This window comes from Xenorhabdus hominickii, from assembly GCF_002632725.1.
In the GTDB taxonomy this organism is placed as follows: Bacteria; Pseudomonadota; Gammaproteobacteria; order Enterobacterales; family Enterobacteriaceae; genus Xenorhabdus; species Xenorhabdus hominickii.
On the sequence record NZ_NJAI01000001.1, the window covers coordinates 708,061 to 724,638 of the forward strand.

Consider the following 16,578-nt stretch of genomic DNA (forward strand, 5'->3'; position numbering starts at 1 on the left):
GATTACCTCGTTGCCGCTGCCTGAAACGCATTATCCAGATCAGCAATTAAATCCTGACTATCTTCAATTCCGACAGAGACCCGAAGAAGTGAATCCGTAATCCCTGCCTGAGTCCTTGCTTCTGCCGATATTCCCGCGTGTGTCATTGTTGCGGTATGGGAAATCAACGATTCCACACCACCGAGAGATTCAGCCAGAGTAAATAATTTTAACGCAGATAAAAAGCGGCGCAGGGTCTGTTCATTACCATCCAACTCAAAACTCAGCATCGCCCCAAATCCCTTTTGTTGTTTAAGGGCAATGTCATGCCCTGGATGATTTTTCAATCCAGGGTAATAGAGTTTTTTTACTTGTGGCTGCTGTTGCAGGTAATCCGCAATGACAGCCGCATTATTCTGCTGGAGCAGTACTCGCGCAGATAAAGTACGAATGCCCCGCAGTAACAGATAGCTATCAAAAGCTGCCCCGGTTACACCAATATTGTTCGCCCACCATGCCAAATCTTCGACAATCGCGGGATCTTTGGCAATAATCGCACCAGCAATCAGATCGGAATGCCCATTCAAATATTTCGTGCAGGAATGAACGACTAAATCCGCACCGAGATCCAGTGGCTTTTGCAGTACAGGGCTTAAGAACGTGTTATCTACGATCGCCAAAGCCCCTGCTTCATGAACCAAGTTACAAATATATTGGATATCGACAATCCGTAACAGAGGATTACTGGGTGTTTCAATTAACACCAGTTTGGGGTTTTGTGCCAACGCCTGTTTAAGGGCATGGTCATCTGCCTGATCAACAAAAATTACATTGTACGCACCACGTTTGCTCAGGCTATCAAACAAACGATAACTGCCACCGTAGCAATCATGGGGAGCCACCAATAAATCCCCTGGCTTCAGGAAAACAGTACACAGGAGATGAATGGCTGACATACCACTGCTGGTCATAATTGCTCCCACCCCACCTTCCAACTCGGCCAAAACCTGTTGGACGACATCACGACTCGGATTGCCTCGTCTGGAATAGTCATGGCTCCTAGGCTCGTTGAAAGCAGTAAAATTGTACGTGCTGGAAAGATAGATAGGCGGAACTACACAGCCATATTGTTCATCGATATTTGAACCGCTGTTAACCGCAATTGTCGCTTGCTTGCATCCCATAACCTGTACCCGTCATCATTATTATTGGCATCACGCAAGAATAGCGATTGGAGATATGGACGTCAACACATCTAGACATCCAAAATAATTTGAGGTTTAATATCACAATTCAACGAATGCGCCTATTCTCTTATTGCTCCTGGTTATATTTTATAAATTCGTGCGACTGGAGCGATTATACCCAATAGGGAATTATGCTAGACTACCGCATTGCTAACATGAAAACAGATCAGAAACATCCCTCCGATTTCTGATTTCAATTACTTGATTTAAAAATATTTAAGGTATCTCATGGCTGAGTGGAATGGTGAGTATGTCAGCCCTTATGCTGAACATGGCAAAAAAAGTGAACAGGTCAAAAAAATTACGGTTTCAATTCCGTTAAAGGTATTGAAGATCCTGACCGATGAACGCACTCGTCGTCAGGTGAATAATTTGCGTCATGCAACAAATAGCGAATTGTTGTGTGAGGCTTTTCTACATGCGTTCACTGGACAACCCCTGCCTAATGATGATGATTTACGCAAAGAGCGTCATGATGAAATTCCAGAAGTAGCGAAAGCTATGATGCGTGAGCTGGGTATTGACCCTGAAACATGGGAATATTGATAAAACAAAAACGCCCGATGCAAAACATCGGGCGTTTTTGTTTTAACTATCCTGCCTGTATTAATCACAGACAAGAAAAAGTCATTACTTCTTAGCGCCTGGAACGCTGAAACGTTTGTTAAAGCGATCAACACGACCACCAGTCGCAACGTCACGCTGCTTACCAGTGTAGAATGGGTGACATTCACCGCACACGTCCAGGTTCAGATCGTGTTTTACAGTAGAATTGATTTTGATAACGTTACCGCAAGAACAAGATGCAGTAATTTCTTCGTATTTAGGATGGATACCTTTTCTCATGGGAAACCTCTGTTAAGGCCGTGTCGCTATCCAGCCCTGTTGCCGCCAGACACCACACGTCGTGTTGATAGAATAATTATCGGTAATTTCTATACCAAAGGCGGCGGATCATACAGAATATCGGTTTACTGCGCAATCAAATCTACTGATTTGCTATGATATCCTTAGCACCATCGCTTTTTTACACATTTGTTTATCTGGCCATTAATTATCCGGAAATCGCCTTATGATCGTTGTTCAGGTTGCGTTACCTGTCCCTCTAACCCGCTCTTTTGATTATCTATTACCCGAAGAGTTACCCTTGCCAACCGTAGGTGTCCGAGTACTCGTGCCATTCGGCAAGCGTAACGCAATAGGGGTGGTGACTGGCCTTGCAGACAGCAGCGAGTTCCCCCTTGAACAGCTCAAGTCTATTTCAGCTACCCTAGATGACCAACCGCTTTTTCCTGACGATCTCTGGCAACTGCTCCTGTGGTCAGCCAGCTATTATCATTACCCGCTGGGTGAAGTGTTGTTCCATGCCATGCCCGTCTTACTGCGACAAGGAAAACCCGCAGAATTTTCTCCACTCTGGCAATGGCAAGTCACTGAAACAGGTCGGGAGATCCCTCTCGAACAGATTAAACGTTCAGCCAAACAACAACAGGCTTTGGCTATTCTGCGCCAGAAACCCATTTATCGTCACCAAGTTTCTGAATTGGAATTAAGTGAAAGCGCCTTGCAATCATTGAAAAAAAAGGCGCTGATTGACCTGCATCCAATACAACCGGAAGCAGGAAACTGGCATGCCAATTTTGAAATCATCGGTGAACGGCTCAAACTCAATACAGAGCAGGCCGCAGCAGTGGGTGCTATCCGAGCAGAAGACCAAATTTTCTCTCCGTGGCTGCTTGCAGGGATTACGGGTTCGGGCAAAACAGAAGTCTATCTCAGTGTACTGGAGAATATTCTGACGCAGGGAAAACAGGCGCTGATTTTGGTGCCAGAAATTGGCCTGACTCCACAAACTATCCGCCGATTCCGAGAACGTTTCGACGCTCCGGTTGATGTTCTTCATTCAGCCTTGAATGACAGTGAGCGGCTATCAGTTTGGCTGCGGGCGAAACGGGGAGACAATGCCATCGTGATCGGCACACGTTCCGCTTTGTTTACTCCCTTTGCTCATCTGGGCGTCATCATTATTGATGAAGAGCATGACAGCTCTTATAAACAACAGGAAGGCTGGCGCTATCACGCCCGTGATCTGGCCGTCTTCCGCGCCAAAAAAGAGGGAGTTCCGATCATAATGGGAACGGCGACCCCCGCACTGGAAACGTTATACAATGTACAACAAGGCAAGTATCACCAACTGACATTAACCAAACGGGCAGGTCATGCTCAACCCGCAACTCAGCATTTACTCGATTTGAAAGGCTTGCCGCTGACGGTGGGATTATCACAACCACTCATTAACCGTATTGGTGAACACCTCAAGGCTGATAATCAGGTTATTCTGTTCCTAAACCGCCGAGGCTATTCCCCCGCCCTGCTCTGCCACGAATGCGGCTGGATAGCAGAATGCCAACGCTGTGACCACTATTACACCCTGCACCAGAATCATCGACATCTGCGCTGCCATCACTGTGACAGCCAGCGGCCAATTCCTCGTCAATGCCCCGAATGCGGCTCCACTAACTTAATTCCTGTCGGGTTAGGCACTGAACAACTTGAGGATGGCATCACAAAACTATTTCCCAATATTCCGGTCACTCGTATAGACCGTGATACAACCAGCCGTAAAGGTGCACTGGAGCAGCAACTGGCTGAGGTACACCAAGGCGGAGCACGCATTTTGATTGGTACTCAAATGCTGGCGAAAGGCCACCATTTCCCCGACGTCACATTAGTAGCTTTGCTTGATGTCGATGGTGCTTTGTTTTCTGCTGATTTCCGGGCAGCAGAGCGTTTCGCCCAACTCTATACCCAGGTTTCTGGCCGGGCAGGACGCGCCGGCAAACGAGGAGAAGTTGTGCTTCAAACCCACCATCCTGAGCACCCACTGTTGCAGGTATTACTGGAGAAAGGCTACGACGCTTTTGCTCAACAAGCGATGGAAGAACGACAGCAAGTGCATCTGCCGCCCTTTGCCAGCCATATCCTGCTCCGTTCAGAAGATCACGACAATCAGCAGGCACCTGCTTTTTTACAGCAGATGCGCCAACTGTTTGAACATCTGAATGTTGACCATTTATGGATCATGGGGCCGGTGCCTGCTTTACAGGCCAAACGTAGCGGCCGTTATCGTTGGCAATTGATGATTCAACACCCTTCCCGTATTTTCCTCCAGAAAATGATGGCAAGAGTTTATCTGCAAATCACCGCTCTGCCACAAGCCCGCAAAGTGAAATGGAATATTGATGTAGATCCTACCGAGGGTTGATAACAGAAAACCGTTAACCAATAACAGAAATAGAAAATTGAACATCATCGCAAAGCGACAAAATAAGACAGAACATTTTTGCAAAAATAGAGACAATTATTTCCTCAATTTGCGAAGTATCTCTAAGAAATGATTCATATCACATTTTTTATGCAAACAAAGTAACGGATTGACTTGTTAATCAGTTTAAAATGAATTTATTAGTAATACTGTAGAAAACTATTCGCCAGCGTTTCTCTCACAGAAATAGCTGGCTTTTTTAGCAGCCGGAGAGCAATCGTTTCGCTGCCTGTAGAAAGTGAGGAATGAACTGTGGAAAAAAAGAATTGCACACTGGCAACGATGAAAGATGTTGCCAAAGTGGCTGGTGTTTCTACCGCGACTGTATCAAGAACGCTAATGAATCCTGATAAGGTTTCTTCCCTCACCCGTCAAAAAGTCGAGAATGCGGTATTAGAAGTGGGCTACTATCCCCACAATCTTGCCAAAAACTTACGGCGTAATGAATCCAGAACAATCTTGGTCATCGTGCCCAATATCAGTGATCCTTTTTTTACCGAGATCATTCGTGGTATTGAAGAAACCGCTGCGGAACAGGGGTATTTGGTGCTGATTGGCGACTGTACACATCAGCAGAAACAGGAACATGCATTTATCAATCTTCTGATCACCAAACGTATTGATGGCATGGTGCTACTAGGTTCAAGTGTTCCTTTCGATGTTTCCAAAGAAGACCAAAAAAACCTGCCGCCTATGGTCATGGCCAATGAATTTTCACCTGAACTGGAATTACCAACGGTTCACATTGACAACCTAACCGCCGCTTTTAATGCTACCCATCATTTGCAAAAACTGGGACACAAACGCATTGCCTGCATTACCGGGCCGGACAACATGCCTCTATGCCATTATCGGCTCCAGGGCTACATTCAAGCATTGCGGCGCACAGGGGAAGATATACGTGACGAGTATATTGTCCGGGGAAATTTCACCCATAAAAGCGGAGCAAACTTGGCAAAAACTCTGCTGAGTTTACCAGAGCCTCCGAGCGCGATTTTCTGCCATAGCGATGTGATGGCCATTGGTGCAATGTGGCAAGCAAAAAAAATGGGATTAAAATTACCAGAAGATTTATCTGTTGTTGGCTTCGATGATCTAGACTTAGCTCAATACAGCGAACCTGCTCTTACCACAGTGGCGCAGCCTCGTTATGAGATTGGACATCATTCCATGCTTTTGCTGCTCGAACAGCTTCAGGGTCGTTTGGTTTCCAAAGGATCAAGATTATTGGATGTAGAATTGATTATACGTGCGAGTACTTGTTCGCCTAAAAGCTAGGCAAAGGATCGTAGGTTAAGTAACATTAGTTATCCCTTAATTTTCTTAATTTTAAATAACAACTCAGCGAATTAAACAGTGGCACAACGAGATTATGTGAGTCGCGGGCGTAACGATCCCCGTCGAAAAGGTACTGGTAAGAAAAAAAATCAGGCTCAAGGATTACCCAAAACTGCATTAGCTGTTGCCGTGGCCTTGTTGGTCATATTTATTGGTGGCCTTTATTTTATCGTACACAACAAAAAAGAAAGTGTACAAAACACGCCACAATCAGCTCATCAAACCAAAGGTCATGGTCTACCGCCAAAACCGGAAGAGCGCTGGAGTTACATAAAAGAGTTGGAGAATCGACCTGTTAATGGGTCTTCAATACAGGAATCCGAAGCGGCATTGAACCAACTACCGTTCAACCACTCAACCCAACTTACATCCGAGCAAAAGCAACTACTTGAACAGATGCAGACCGACATGCGCCAGCCACCTATTTCTTTGAAAGAAGTCCCTTATAACAGTGAGCCTGTTCCGCGTTCACGGGTGGTAATCAATCCACCTGCACAGGAAACCGAACAACCCACAACATCCCCGGCCGTAACACCCCGGGCATCGAATGAAGTCAGTACCCCCAAACCTGCGGAAATTGAAGCCAGATTGATGCTACAATGCGGCTCTTTCCAAACACAGGAAAAAGCTGAATCCGTCCGTGCCAGCCTTGCATTTTCCGGCATTGAAAGCCAGGTTACCACGAAAGACAATTGGCACCGTGTCGTACTTGGCCCTTATAAAAATAAGAGTGGGGCTGAAAAAATGCGTGACCGTGTTGCTAGTGCAGGTGTATCTGGCTGTATTCTCCGCCCTGCCGGGGGTTGAAAACTTAGAAAATTCCCCCATCTTAAACCCTAATAACCTATACACGGGGCTTTTTTCTGCAATGTCATTGGCAGTTGCAGAATAACAAACCAATATCCCGTGTGTACCATCTTCTATTTTGTAACCAGGGGCTAACTCGTGACTACAATCGTAAGTATTCGCCGTAATGGCCAAGTCGTCATCGGTGGTGATGGACAAGCAACAATGGGTCATACCGTTATGAAAGGCAATGTCCGCAAAGTACGCCGCCTTTATAATGACAAAGTCATCGCGGGTTTTGCCGGTGGTACTGCTGATGCTTTCACGCTATTCGAGCTTTTTGAACGGAAACTCGAAATGCATCAGGGACACCTGACCAAAGCAGCCGTTGAACTTGCCAAAGACTGGCGAACAGACCGCATGCTGCGTAAGCTAGAAGCCCTTCTTGCAGTTGCAGATGAAAATGCTTCTCTGATTATTACAGGTAACGGAGATGTGATTCAGCCAGAGAATGACCTTATCGCAATTGGTTCTGGTGGCTCATACGCACAAGCGGCTGCCCGCGCGATGCTGGAAACCACAGAACTCAGCGCCAGAGAAATCGCAGAACGCGCACTGACCATCGCTGGCGATATCTGCATTTACACCAACCATAATCATAACTTCGAAGAACTGCCTTCGAAAGCGTAAGGATAGATAGTATGTCTGAAATGACTCCTCGCGAAATTGTCAGCGAACTGGACAATCACATCATCGGGCAGGATAAAGCAAAACGTGCCGTTGCCATTGCCCTGCGTAACCGCTGGCGCCGTATGCAGTTGGATGAATCACTTCGTCAGGAAGTGACCCCGAAAAATATTTTGATGATTGGCCCAACCGGTGTCGGTAAAACCGAAATTGCCCGTCGTCTGGCAAAACTGGCCAACGCACCTTTTATCAAAGTTGAAGCGACTAAATTCACTGAAGTTGGTTATGTCGGTAAAGAAGTTGATTCCATTATCCGTGATTTGACTGATGCCGCTGTAAAAATGGTTCGTCTGCAATCCATTGAGAAAAACCGCTATCGCGCTGAAGAGTTAGCAGAAGAGCGTATTCTGGATGTATTGCTGCCACCAGCGAAAGATAACTGGGGACAAACTGAAACTCAATCAGAGCCATCTTCAACCCGTCAGACATTCCGCAAAAAACTGCGTGAAGGTCAATTAGACGATAAAGAAATTGAAATTGAAATTGCAGCCGCTCCGGTTGGCGTTGAAATCATGGCTCCTCCGGGCATGGAAGAAATGACCAATCAGTTGCAATCCATGTTCCAGAATCTGGCTGGTCAGCGTCAAAAAAATCGTAAGATGAAAATCAAAGACGCATTCAAGCTGCTGATAGAAGAAGAAGCGGCAAAACTGGTCAATCCGGAAGAACTGAAACAACAAGCGATTGATGCGGTTGAACAGCACGGTATCGTCTTTATTGATGAAATCGATAAGATCTGTAAACGCGGTCAATCTTCCGGTCCGGATGTTTCTCGTGAAGGTGTTCAGCGCGATCTGCTGCCATTGGTAGAAGGTTGTACCGTTTCCACCAAACACGGTATGGTCAAAACTGATCACATCCTGTTCATCGCCTCTGGTGCATTTCAGGTTGCCAGCCCTTCTGACTTGATCCCAGAACTTCAGGGTCGTTTGCCAATCCGCGTTGAGCTGCAAGCACTGACAACTGAAGACTTTGAACGTATTCTGACCGAACCTAATGCTTCACTGACTGAACAATACAAGGCTCTGATGGCAACTGAAGGCATGAATATTGACTTCACGGCTGACGGTATCCGCAAACTTGCAGAAGCAGCATGGCAAGTGAATGAAACTACCGAAAACATCGGTGCTCGCCGTCTGCATACTGTACTTGAGCGCATGATGGAAGATATCTCTTTCGACGCCAGTGAATGCCCAGGACAATTCGTTGAAATCAACGCTGATTACGTCAAAGAGCATCTGGATGAACTGGTTGCGAATGAAGATCTGAGCCGCTTTATTTTGTAATCGGTAAGTTGCTCAGACTCACCGGCTCTATCCACGCGGATGTGAGAAAAATACGAAAAAGTCCGAAATAGTAAGAAATGGGAGGCCAAAGCCTCCCATTTCTCTATTTTCGATGATATAAAATTTATCACACCCCAACACGTAGTGACAAAGGCAACGTAGTGATAAACAGTAACAATATGAGTTTAACAACGTCGATTAGTCAGACACAAGCGTGGCTGGAAAGCCTGCGCCCCAAAACCCTCCCTCTGGCTGTGTCTGCTGTTGTGACTGGTTCTGCCCTGGCTGTATGGACAGGCCATTTCAAATGGCCCGTGGCGTTACTGGCTTTATTAACCGCCGCGATTCTGCAAATTCTTTCCAATCTCGCCAATGATTATGGTGATGTTGCCAAAGGCAGCGATACAGAAAAACGCATTGGCCCAATGCGTGGCATGCAAAAAGATCTGATTACTGCAAAACAGATGAAAACGGCATTGACGATCACGGTACTGTTCGCTTGCCTGTCGGGAATAGCCCTCATCACTGTGGCTTGTAATAGCCCAAACGATATTATTGGTTTTCTGGTATTGGGATTGCTGGCGATCGTTGCGGCTATCACCTATACAGTAGGAACCAGACCTTATGGTTATATAGGGTTAGGTGATATTTCCGTTCTAATCTTCTTTGGCTGGCTAAGTGTTATTGGTACCTATTACCTGCAGGCCAATACCTTTTCCCTGAGCACTGTATTGCCTGCCACCGCCTGTGGTTTACTCTCCACCGCAGTTTTGAATATTAATAACTTGCGTGATATCGAAACAGATCAGCAAAATGGCAAAAACACGCTAGCGGTCAGACTGGGAGGAAAAAAGGCTCGCTATTACCATGCAGCATTGCTGATAAGTGCCATGATTTGTCTTGTTAGCTTTACGCTCCTATACCTGAACAGTGGGTTTAGTTGGTTATTTCTACTCTCGTTTCCTCTATTACTGAAACATATGTTGCAAGTACTGCGCGATCCGACACCGGAAGGGATGCGTCCCAAGCTGGTACAAATGGTTAAAGTAGCATTATTGACCAATATCCTGTTTTCCATTGGGTTAGTACTTAATTAAGCGAGTAAACATCAATTTTGTAGCTACGTTTTAAGATTGATGATTTTGCCAACACTAGCTCTAAAAGGATATACTGTCCGTTCCTTGCATAAACCAGACGTAAATCCCATGAAATATGATACTTCCGAACTTTGTGATATCTATCAAGAAGATATAAATGTGGTAGAACCACTATTCTCCAACTTTGGTGGGCGTACTTCATTTGGTGGTCAAATCATCACGGTGAAATGCTTTGAAGACAATGGCCTGCTTTATGATTTACTTGAAGAACCAGGACATGGCCGGATTTTGCTTGTTGATGGCGGTGGTTCAGTACGCAAGGCACTAATTGACGCAGAGCTGGCTCAACTTGCCGTTAATAATGAGTGGGAAGGCATTGTCGTCTATGGTGCAGTGCGTCAGGTCGATCACCTTGCTGAGCTTGATATTGGCATTCAAGCAATGGCAGCTATTCCTGCCGGCTCTAATACCGATGGAATTGGAGAAAGTGATATCAGAGTTAATTTTGGCGGTGTGACGTTCTTCTCTGGTGACTACCTCTATGCAGATAATACAGGCATGATCTTATCTGAAGTCCCGTTGGAGATTGACGAAGATATCAACGACGATGAAATTTAATACCTGAGTAAATTTGTGACAATTTCATCCACTGCCACAAGATATACCGAATTTATTTCAAGTTGCAGTATAACAACCAGAACACAAACTCTTGGTCGTATAGATAACTATATAACTAAAGGATTATGACTAAAGAGATAATGGCTAAGGAAATGTGTCCGGCGGCATGAAATATAGCAGGATATAAAAAAGGGCGGAATTATCGCCCTTTCCAGCTAACTTGTTGGAACTCTTACTGTACATCTTCCATTTTACCCAACAGAGTACGTAAGCGCTCTTGCCATGCAGATTGTTCTTGTTTGAGCTGATCGTTCTCACTGACCAACGAATCACGGCTGTCTGTCATATTTTTGACATCCTGAGATAACGCTAAGTTCTGTTCTTTTAATTCTTCAATTTCCATTTGCAGCAAAGTGATAGTATCAATCGCCTGCTGAACTTTAGATTCTAGCTTTTCAAAAACTTCAAATGACATTCTCTGGCCCCTCTTGTAAGCAATGCCTTGATTGTATTTAGCCTATTAACGCCTGTCTAGTTTCATACCTTCAATGTGCGGTATAACGAGAAAAATAGCGACTAATCCTAAATGGATACGAGATAACATTTGTACAATAAATAAATTCGCAATCAAATGCGAATTCGCTCATTTTGTTGACGCAACACGCAGATTTCAATTTCGCTATTTCTCGTTTACGCTCATTAACGATAAATTCACAGCAACCTTTCTCAGTAAAATAAGAAAGGACTAATAATTTATCCCCCTATGTACTTTCTTTATAGGATATAGCAATGAGCCAGACCACAACTCCAACATTATCAGGTCAATGCATTTCAGAATTTCTGGGTACTGCACTGCTTGTATTCTTTGGCTTAGGCTGTGTCGCCGCCGCCCGTATTTCAGGAGCACAGCTGGGCTTATGGGAAATCAGCGTCATCTGGGGCTTCGGTGTTGCACTGGCAGTTTATCTCACGGCCGGCATTTCTGGTGCGCATCTCAATCCTGCTGTGACCATCGCCCTATGCCTATTTGCCAGTTTTGACAGAAAAAAAATACTCCCTTACATCATTGCCCAAATGCTCGGCGGTTTTGTCGCTGCAAGCCTTGTCTACATGATGTATTACAACCTTTTCCTTGATTATGAGCAAGCACACAACATTATTCGCGGCTCACAGGAAAGTCTTTTCACTGCGGGTGTATTTTCTACTTATCCTGCCTCACAGATATCCGTCTTCCAGGCGTTTATTGTCGAAGTGATCATCGCGGCTGTTTTACTGTGCTTAATTCTGTCACTGACAGACGATGGAAATGGCATTCCGCGTGGCCCTTTGGCACCTTTGCTTATCGGTATTCTAATTGCTGTTATTGGTGGCTCTTTCGGCCCGTTGACCGGATTTGCCCTGAATCCTGCTCGTGATTTTGGCCCTAAATTAGTTGCTTATTTAGCCGGGTGGGGAGATATTTCCCTGACTGGTGGCCGAGATATCCCTTATTGCCTTGTTCCACTGATTGCCCCCTTCATTGGTGCGATCCTAGGCGCATTTGGTTATCGCAAGCTGATTACCCGCCATTTACCCCGTGAAGTTTAGTGCTGACTGGCTTCAAAAAGGGTAACAAATAAAAATTACAAAAATGAATGAATAAAACCAGGTTATTGTTATGACAACAGAAAATATGACTGATAAAAAATATATTGTCGCCCTAGATCAGGGGACAACTAGTTCACGAGCTGTAGTACTTGATCACGACGCGAATATTGTCTGCATCTCACAGCGTGAATTTCCACAAATTTACCCTAAGCCGGGCTGGGTAGAACACGATCCGATGGAGATTTGGGCCAGCCAAAGCTCAACTTTAGTTGAAGTTCTGGCAAAAGCGGATATCCGCTCAGATCAAATTGCCAGCATCGGCATTACCAACCAGCGTGAAACGACGATTGTCTGGGAAAAAGAGACTGGCAAACCTGTTTATAACGCCATCGTATGGCAATGTCGCCGAACAGCAGATATTTGTACCAAGCTGAAGCAAAAAGAGGGTCTGGAGGAGTACATCCGCCAGAATACAGGCTTAGTCGTCGACCCTTATTTTTCAGGAACAAAAATAAAATGGATCCTAGATAACGTAGAAGGTGTTCGTCAACGTGCGGAAAATGGCGAACTGTTATTCGGGACAGTAGATACTTGGCTGGTTTGGAAAATGACACAAGGTCGTGTGCATGTCACCGACTACACAAACGCTTCCCGTACCATGCTGTTTAACATCCACAATCTCGACTGGGATCACAAGATTCTTGATGAATTGGGTATCCCTCACATTATGTTGCCAAAAGTGGCGACCTCTTCTGAAATTTATGGTCAGACCAACATTGGTGGTAAAGGCGGTACACGTATTCCTATTGCAGGCATTGCCGGAGATCAGCAAGCAGCACTTTATGGTCAATTGTGTGTCCATCCGGGCATGGCAAAAAATACTTATGGTACCGGCTGTTTCTTATTGATGAATACAGGAACTGATGCCGTGCGTTCCAACCACGGCCTGCTGACCACAATTGCCTGTGGGCCACGAGGTGAAGTGAATTATGCTTTGGAAGGTGCTGTATTTGTTGGCGGAGCCTCTATCCAATGGTTGCGCGATGAATTAAAACTCATCGCAGATGCAGCCGATTCCGAATATTTTGCCACTAAAGTGAAAGACAGCAATGGCGTTTATGTTGTTCCTGCTTTTACCGGCCTTGGTGCACCGTATTGGGATCCTTACTCTCGTGGTGCCATTTTCGGCCTGACTCGTGGTGCAAACAGCAACCATATTATTCGCGCTACATTAGAGTCAATTGCATACCAAACTCGCGATGTACTGGATGCGATGCAGGCTGATGCAGGAACCCGCCTGCAAGCACTGCGCGTAGATGGCGGTGCGGTTGCCAATAATTTCCTGATGCAGTTCCAAGCCGACATTTTAGGCACACGCGTGGAGCGCCCTGAAGTACGTGAAAGTACCGCGTTAGGTGCTGCCTTCCTTGCAGGTCTGGCCGTTGGTTTCTGGCAAGATCTTGATGAAGTGAAAAGTAAGGCAACAATAGAAAAAGAATTCCGTCCGGGTATTGAGACAACGGAACGCAATCATAAATACAATGGCTGGAAAAAAGCGGTCGCTCGCGCTCAAGAGTGGGAAGACCGAGCCTAATCGCAAAAATTAAGCAAATAAAAACGCTGGCTTTGTGATTCTGCACTGCCAGCGCTTTTTCTTTTTTTATCATTTAACACGATTACGAAGCAGTTTGTTCCTCACGCTGGATCCGCTGGGAAATGGGTAGCCAACAAAATAAGATCAGCAACGCCATGGAAAACATCAAAATGCCAACACTAAATTGGCTATTTTGCGGCAGCATTGCCGATAACCATGTCGCCACACCTGACCCTACATTCTGGAATCCTCCCACCAAAGCACCCGCCGCACCGGCTAAATAAGGAAATGGTTCCATCGCCCCGGTCGTTGCCAATGGGAACAACATACCTGCACCAAAAAAGAAGAGAGCAGCAGGTATCAGCAGCGTCCAGATATTCATAATGCCAAACCAACTGGGCACCCACATCAGTAACCCTGCCAACAGGCAACAGATAACAGAGTGCCACATAAGCCGATAAAATACTTTACCTTCACGCCCCGCATACCATGCACCAAAGAATGCAGCAGGAATTGGCAAAATAAATAAAATACTGACCGTTAAGCTATCCAGCCCCAAAACAACCCCCATCAATACACCGCTACTGGCCTCAAAAACGGCAACACCAGCCAAGCCCCCCACCAGCATAATCAAGTAAGAGACAAAGGAGCCATGAGAAAGTAATTGATGGAAAGAGACGAGCATCGTTCTATGCTCAGTCTGAGTGGGACGAGTCTCCGACAAATACCGGAATAGGAAGAACGCGACGGTCATCCCTAATACCAGCAGGAAAAAATAGCAGGCCCGCCAGCCAAAATAATGGGCAACAAGACCACCTATCATGGGTGCCAGCAAAGGACTGACCAACACTGCCATATTCAGTACGCTATTGGCATAACGTAATGTTGTGCCAGTATATAAATCCCGGGGCATGGTACGCACCATAACCCCAGCCACTCCTGTGCCCAATCCTTGTAATGCACTGGCAATCACCAGCACCTGCAAATTGGGCGCAAACAGCGCACATATCGTCGCCACCAGAAAAATCGATATTCCCGCCAAAATCACTGGGCGACGCCCCACCTTATCAGATAGTGGCCCATAAAAAAGCTGTGAAAGCCCATAAGAAAAAAGATATGCCGCCATTACCCGCTGAATTTCACCGGCGGGTTTATTAAGACCACTCGCCATATCTGCAATAACTGGAACATAGATCGTTTGTGTCATTTGCCCGACGGCAGCCAAAGCAATTAGCATCAACAATAAATTAAAGTGTTCTATTTTTCTCATCGTATTTATATACAATTTGTTCGTTGAAAAATGATATTTGTTTAAAACAAAGCCGCTTAAATTACGCTCAACTCAATGAATCACAAACCATAAAGAACCCTTCAAGTTCTCAATTAAGAACCTGACATACTAACCTCATTAGAATTCATTCAATCAGCAAATCTATATTTTTTCCAGGCAGTATACAATTTTATATGAGCAAAAAATGACAGTGAAATTATCCATAAACGTCAACAAAAGTGTACATATCAATCCAAAGAATTGGCAAAAATACAGTCAATCGAACTGTAACACGTAATCGATAATGCTATTTCAAACAATCACGTAGAATCATCCCGAAAATCCCCAATTCACGCAGTCTTCATTCCCACTGTATATTCTCACTGTATTATGTAGAGAGGTTAATCGTAATGGCAAACTGGGTTACAGGAAAAGTTACCGACATAACCAATTGGACAGATTCACTCTTCAGTATCAAAGTTCATGCGCCGATTGAAAAATTTACCGCAGGACAATTTGCAAAACTTTCGCTGGAAATTGATGGCCAGCGTATCCAACGCGCTTACTCTTACGTCAACTCTCCCGATGACCATAATCTGGAGTTTTATTTAGTGACTGTTCCGGAAGGCAAGCTCAGCCCCCAATTGGCAGAATTAAAAACAGGGGATGAGCTATTCGTCACAGAACACGCAGCAGGTTTTTTTGTCCTTGAGGAAATCCCTGATTGCCAGACACTCTGGATGATTGCAACCGGCACAGGTATTGGGCCTTATCTTTCCATACTCCAGCAAGGCGATGATTTGGAAAGATTTGAAAATATTGTTTTGGTGCATGCAGCAAGATGGGGGCAAGATCTGAGTTATTTACCGATGATGCAGCAATTAGAGCAAAAGTTTCAAGGAAAATTGAGAATACAGACTATCGTCAGCCGAGAAAAACAACCCAATTCGCTGATAGGAAGAGTTCCCGCATTGATTGAGAGTGGCAAATTGGAATCGGCTGTTGGTTTAACGATGCTGGCAGAAAACAGCCATATTATGCTGTGTGGAAATCCCCAAATGGTCAGGGATACCCAACAACTGCTAAAAGAACAGCGCAACATGACAAAGCACCTGCGTCGTAGACCCGGGCATATGACCTGCGAACAATACTGGTAATCACTGTATCAGTCGCCACAACACCATCAATAGCCACTGCTCCCGCAATTAATTTATCCCTTTTTTTGAGTGAACTCATTGGCAGAAATATGATCAACTGTTTCTGCCATCTCACCGAAGCGGTTAGCGCCCTCGGTACCCCGGAATACGCCACAATCAAGTATCATCATGACGAAAATCAAGGTTGGAACAAAACGACCAATTCCCCATTGCCAGATTGGAACCATAACGCTCCAGTCAAGGGCCAGTAATATCCAAGCCAATACAAACAATAACACCCAGCCACTGGATTTATTTCTGTCATGCAGGCGTTTCGAAAAAATCGCCACGGTTGGATACAATAGCAAAACAACACCAATCGCCGCATAATTCATGGAAAGGATATTCATTCCATGCAGTGTCAGAAGTATAAAAATCAAGGCGAAACAGATACCGATACCGACCCAGAACTCCTTGCGTCCAATTCGGCCTTTGAATGAGAATCCCCATTGTTGTAATGTCATGTACTCTTTTCCAATTGTGGATGCTGTTTTTCCAGTATTTAACT

General features: G+C 45.2%; 16 protein-coding genes. 11 read left to right on the forward strand and 5 right to left on the reverse strand.

The features are described from left to right. Nucleotides 1-2: 2 nt before the first annotated feature. Complete coding sequence (metB, locus tag Xhom_RS03200) at nucleotides 3-1,163, reverse strand: cystathionine gamma-synthase (protein ID WP_069317359.1); 1,161 nt, start codon at nucleotides 1,161-1,163, stop codon at nucleotides 3-5. 291 nt (nucleotides 1,164-1,454) lie between these two features. Here metB and metJ point away from each other — a divergent pair, with 291 nt between their 5' ends. Then, the gene (metJ, locus tag Xhom_RS03205) at nucleotides 1,455-1,772 is read left to right on the forward strand and encodes a met regulon transcriptional regulator MetJ (RefSeq protein WP_069317360.1); all 318 of its coding nucleotides are present in this window, start codon (nucleotides 1,455-1,457) and stop codon (nucleotides 1,770-1,772) included. Nucleotides 1,773-1,856: 84 nt separating this feature from the next. Here metJ and rpmE read toward each other — a convergent pair whose 3' ends face one another. Beyond that, nucleotides 1,857-2,072, reverse strand: a complete 216-nt coding sequence (rpmE, locus tag Xhom_RS03210) for a 50S ribosomal protein L31 (RefSeq protein WP_069317361.1) — start codon at nucleotides 2,070-2,072, stop codon at nucleotides 1,857-1,859. 226 nt (nucleotides 2,073-2,298) lie between these two features. On the opposite strand from rpmE, the gene priA reads away from it, so the two are divergent. The 7 genes from priA to rraA all read left to right on the forward strand — a co-directional run bounded on the left by priA (nucleotide 2,299) and on the right by rraA (nucleotide 10,423). After that, a complete protein-coding gene (gene priA, locus Xhom_RS03215; RefSeq protein WP_069317362.1) occupies nucleotides 2,299-4,491 on the forward strand; it encodes a primosomal protein N' in 2,193 nt (730 codons plus the stop codon). A 312-nt stretch (nucleotides 4,492-4,803) separates the two neighbouring features. After that, nucleotides 4,804-5,829, forward strand: coding sequence for a DNA-binding transcriptional regulator CytR (gene cytR / locus Xhom_RS03220; protein ID WP_071933886.1), 1,026 nt, complete (start codon nucleotides 4,804-4,806; stop codon nucleotides 5,827-5,829). 78 nt (nucleotides 5,830-5,907) lie between these two features. Then, a complete protein-coding gene (gene ftsN / locus Xhom_RS03225) occupies nucleotides 5,908-6,696 on the forward strand; it encodes a cell division protein FtsN (protein ID WP_069317363.1) in 789 nt (262 codons plus the stop codon). A gap of 138 nt (nucleotides 6,697-6,834) precedes the next feature. Further along, a complete protein-coding gene (gene hslV / locus Xhom_RS03230) occupies nucleotides 6,835-7,365 on the forward strand; it encodes an ATP-dependent protease subunit HslV (RefSeq protein ID WP_069317364.1) in 531 nt (176 codons plus the stop codon). An 11-nt stretch (nucleotides 7,366-7,376) separates the two neighbouring features. Further along, complete coding sequence (gene hslU, locus Xhom_RS03235; protein WP_069317365.1) at nucleotides 7,377-8,708, forward strand: HslU--HslV peptidase ATPase subunit; 1,332 nt, start codon at nucleotides 7,377-7,379, stop codon at nucleotides 8,706-8,708. Between the two features lie 179 nt (nucleotides 8,709-8,887). Further along, nucleotides 8,888-9,805 (forward strand): 1,4-dihydroxy-2-naphthoate polyprenyltransferase, encoded by a 918-nt coding sequence (locus Xhom_RS03240; protein ID WP_069317366.1) that lies wholly within the window; start codon nucleotides 8,888-8,890, stop codon nucleotides 9,803-9,805. 108 nt (nucleotides 9,806-9,913) lie between these two features. Next, nucleotides 9,914-10,423: a ribonuclease E activity regulator RraA gene (gene rraA / locus Xhom_RS03245; protein WP_069317367.1), complete on the forward strand. Its 510-nt coding sequence runs from the start codon at nucleotides 9,914-9,916 to the stop codon at nucleotides 10,421-10,423. Between the two features lie 232 nt (nucleotides 10,424-10,655). Here the strand turns inward: rraA and zapB are convergent, their stop codons facing one another. Next, nucleotides 10,656-10,898, reverse strand: a complete 243-nt coding sequence (zapB, locus tag Xhom_RS03250; RefSeq protein ID WP_069317368.1) for a cell division protein ZapB — start codon at nucleotides 10,896-10,898, stop codon at nucleotides 10,656-10,658. Between the two features lie 314 nt (nucleotides 10,899-11,212). On the opposite strand from zapB, the gene Xhom_RS03255 reads away from it, so the two are divergent. Both Xhom_RS03255 and glpK read left to right on the forward strand, forming a co-directional pair. Continuing rightward, on the forward strand, nucleotides 11,213-12,010 hold the full coding sequence (locus tag Xhom_RS03255; protein ID WP_069317369.1) for an MIP/aquaporin family protein: 798 nt from the start codon (nucleotides 11,213-11,215) through the stop codon (nucleotides 12,008-12,010). A 70-nt stretch (nucleotides 12,011-12,080) separates the two neighbouring features. Beyond that, on the forward strand, nucleotides 12,081-13,604 hold the full coding sequence (gene glpK, locus Xhom_RS03260) for a glycerol kinase GlpK (RefSeq protein WP_069317370.1): 1,524 nt from the start codon (nucleotides 12,081-12,083) through the stop codon (nucleotides 13,602-13,604). 82 nt (nucleotides 13,605-13,686) lie between these two features. Here glpK and emrD read toward each other — a convergent pair whose 3' ends face one another. Continuing rightward, nucleotides 13,687-14,874, reverse strand: coding sequence for a multidrug efflux MFS transporter EmrD (gene emrD, locus Xhom_RS03265; RefSeq protein ID WP_069317371.1), 1,188 nt, complete (start codon nucleotides 14,872-14,874; stop codon nucleotides 13,687-13,689). A 410-nt stretch (nucleotides 14,875-15,284) separates the two neighbouring features. Between emrD and fpr the strand changes: the two genes are divergently transcribed. Continuing rightward, entirely contained in the window at nucleotides 15,285-16,031 is a 747-nt protein-coding gene (fpr, locus tag Xhom_RS03270; RefSeq protein ID WP_069317372.1) for a ferredoxin--NADP(+) reductase, read from the forward strand. Between the two features lie 53 nt (nucleotides 16,032-16,084). Here fpr and Xhom_RS03275 read toward each other — a convergent pair whose 3' ends face one another. Next, the gene (locus Xhom_RS03275) at nucleotides 16,085-16,534 is read right to left on the reverse strand and encodes a DUF805 domain-containing protein (protein WP_069318518.1); all 450 of its coding nucleotides are present in this window, start codon (nucleotides 16,532-16,534) and stop codon (nucleotides 16,085-16,087) included. Nucleotides 16,535-16,578: the final 44 nt, after the last annotated feature.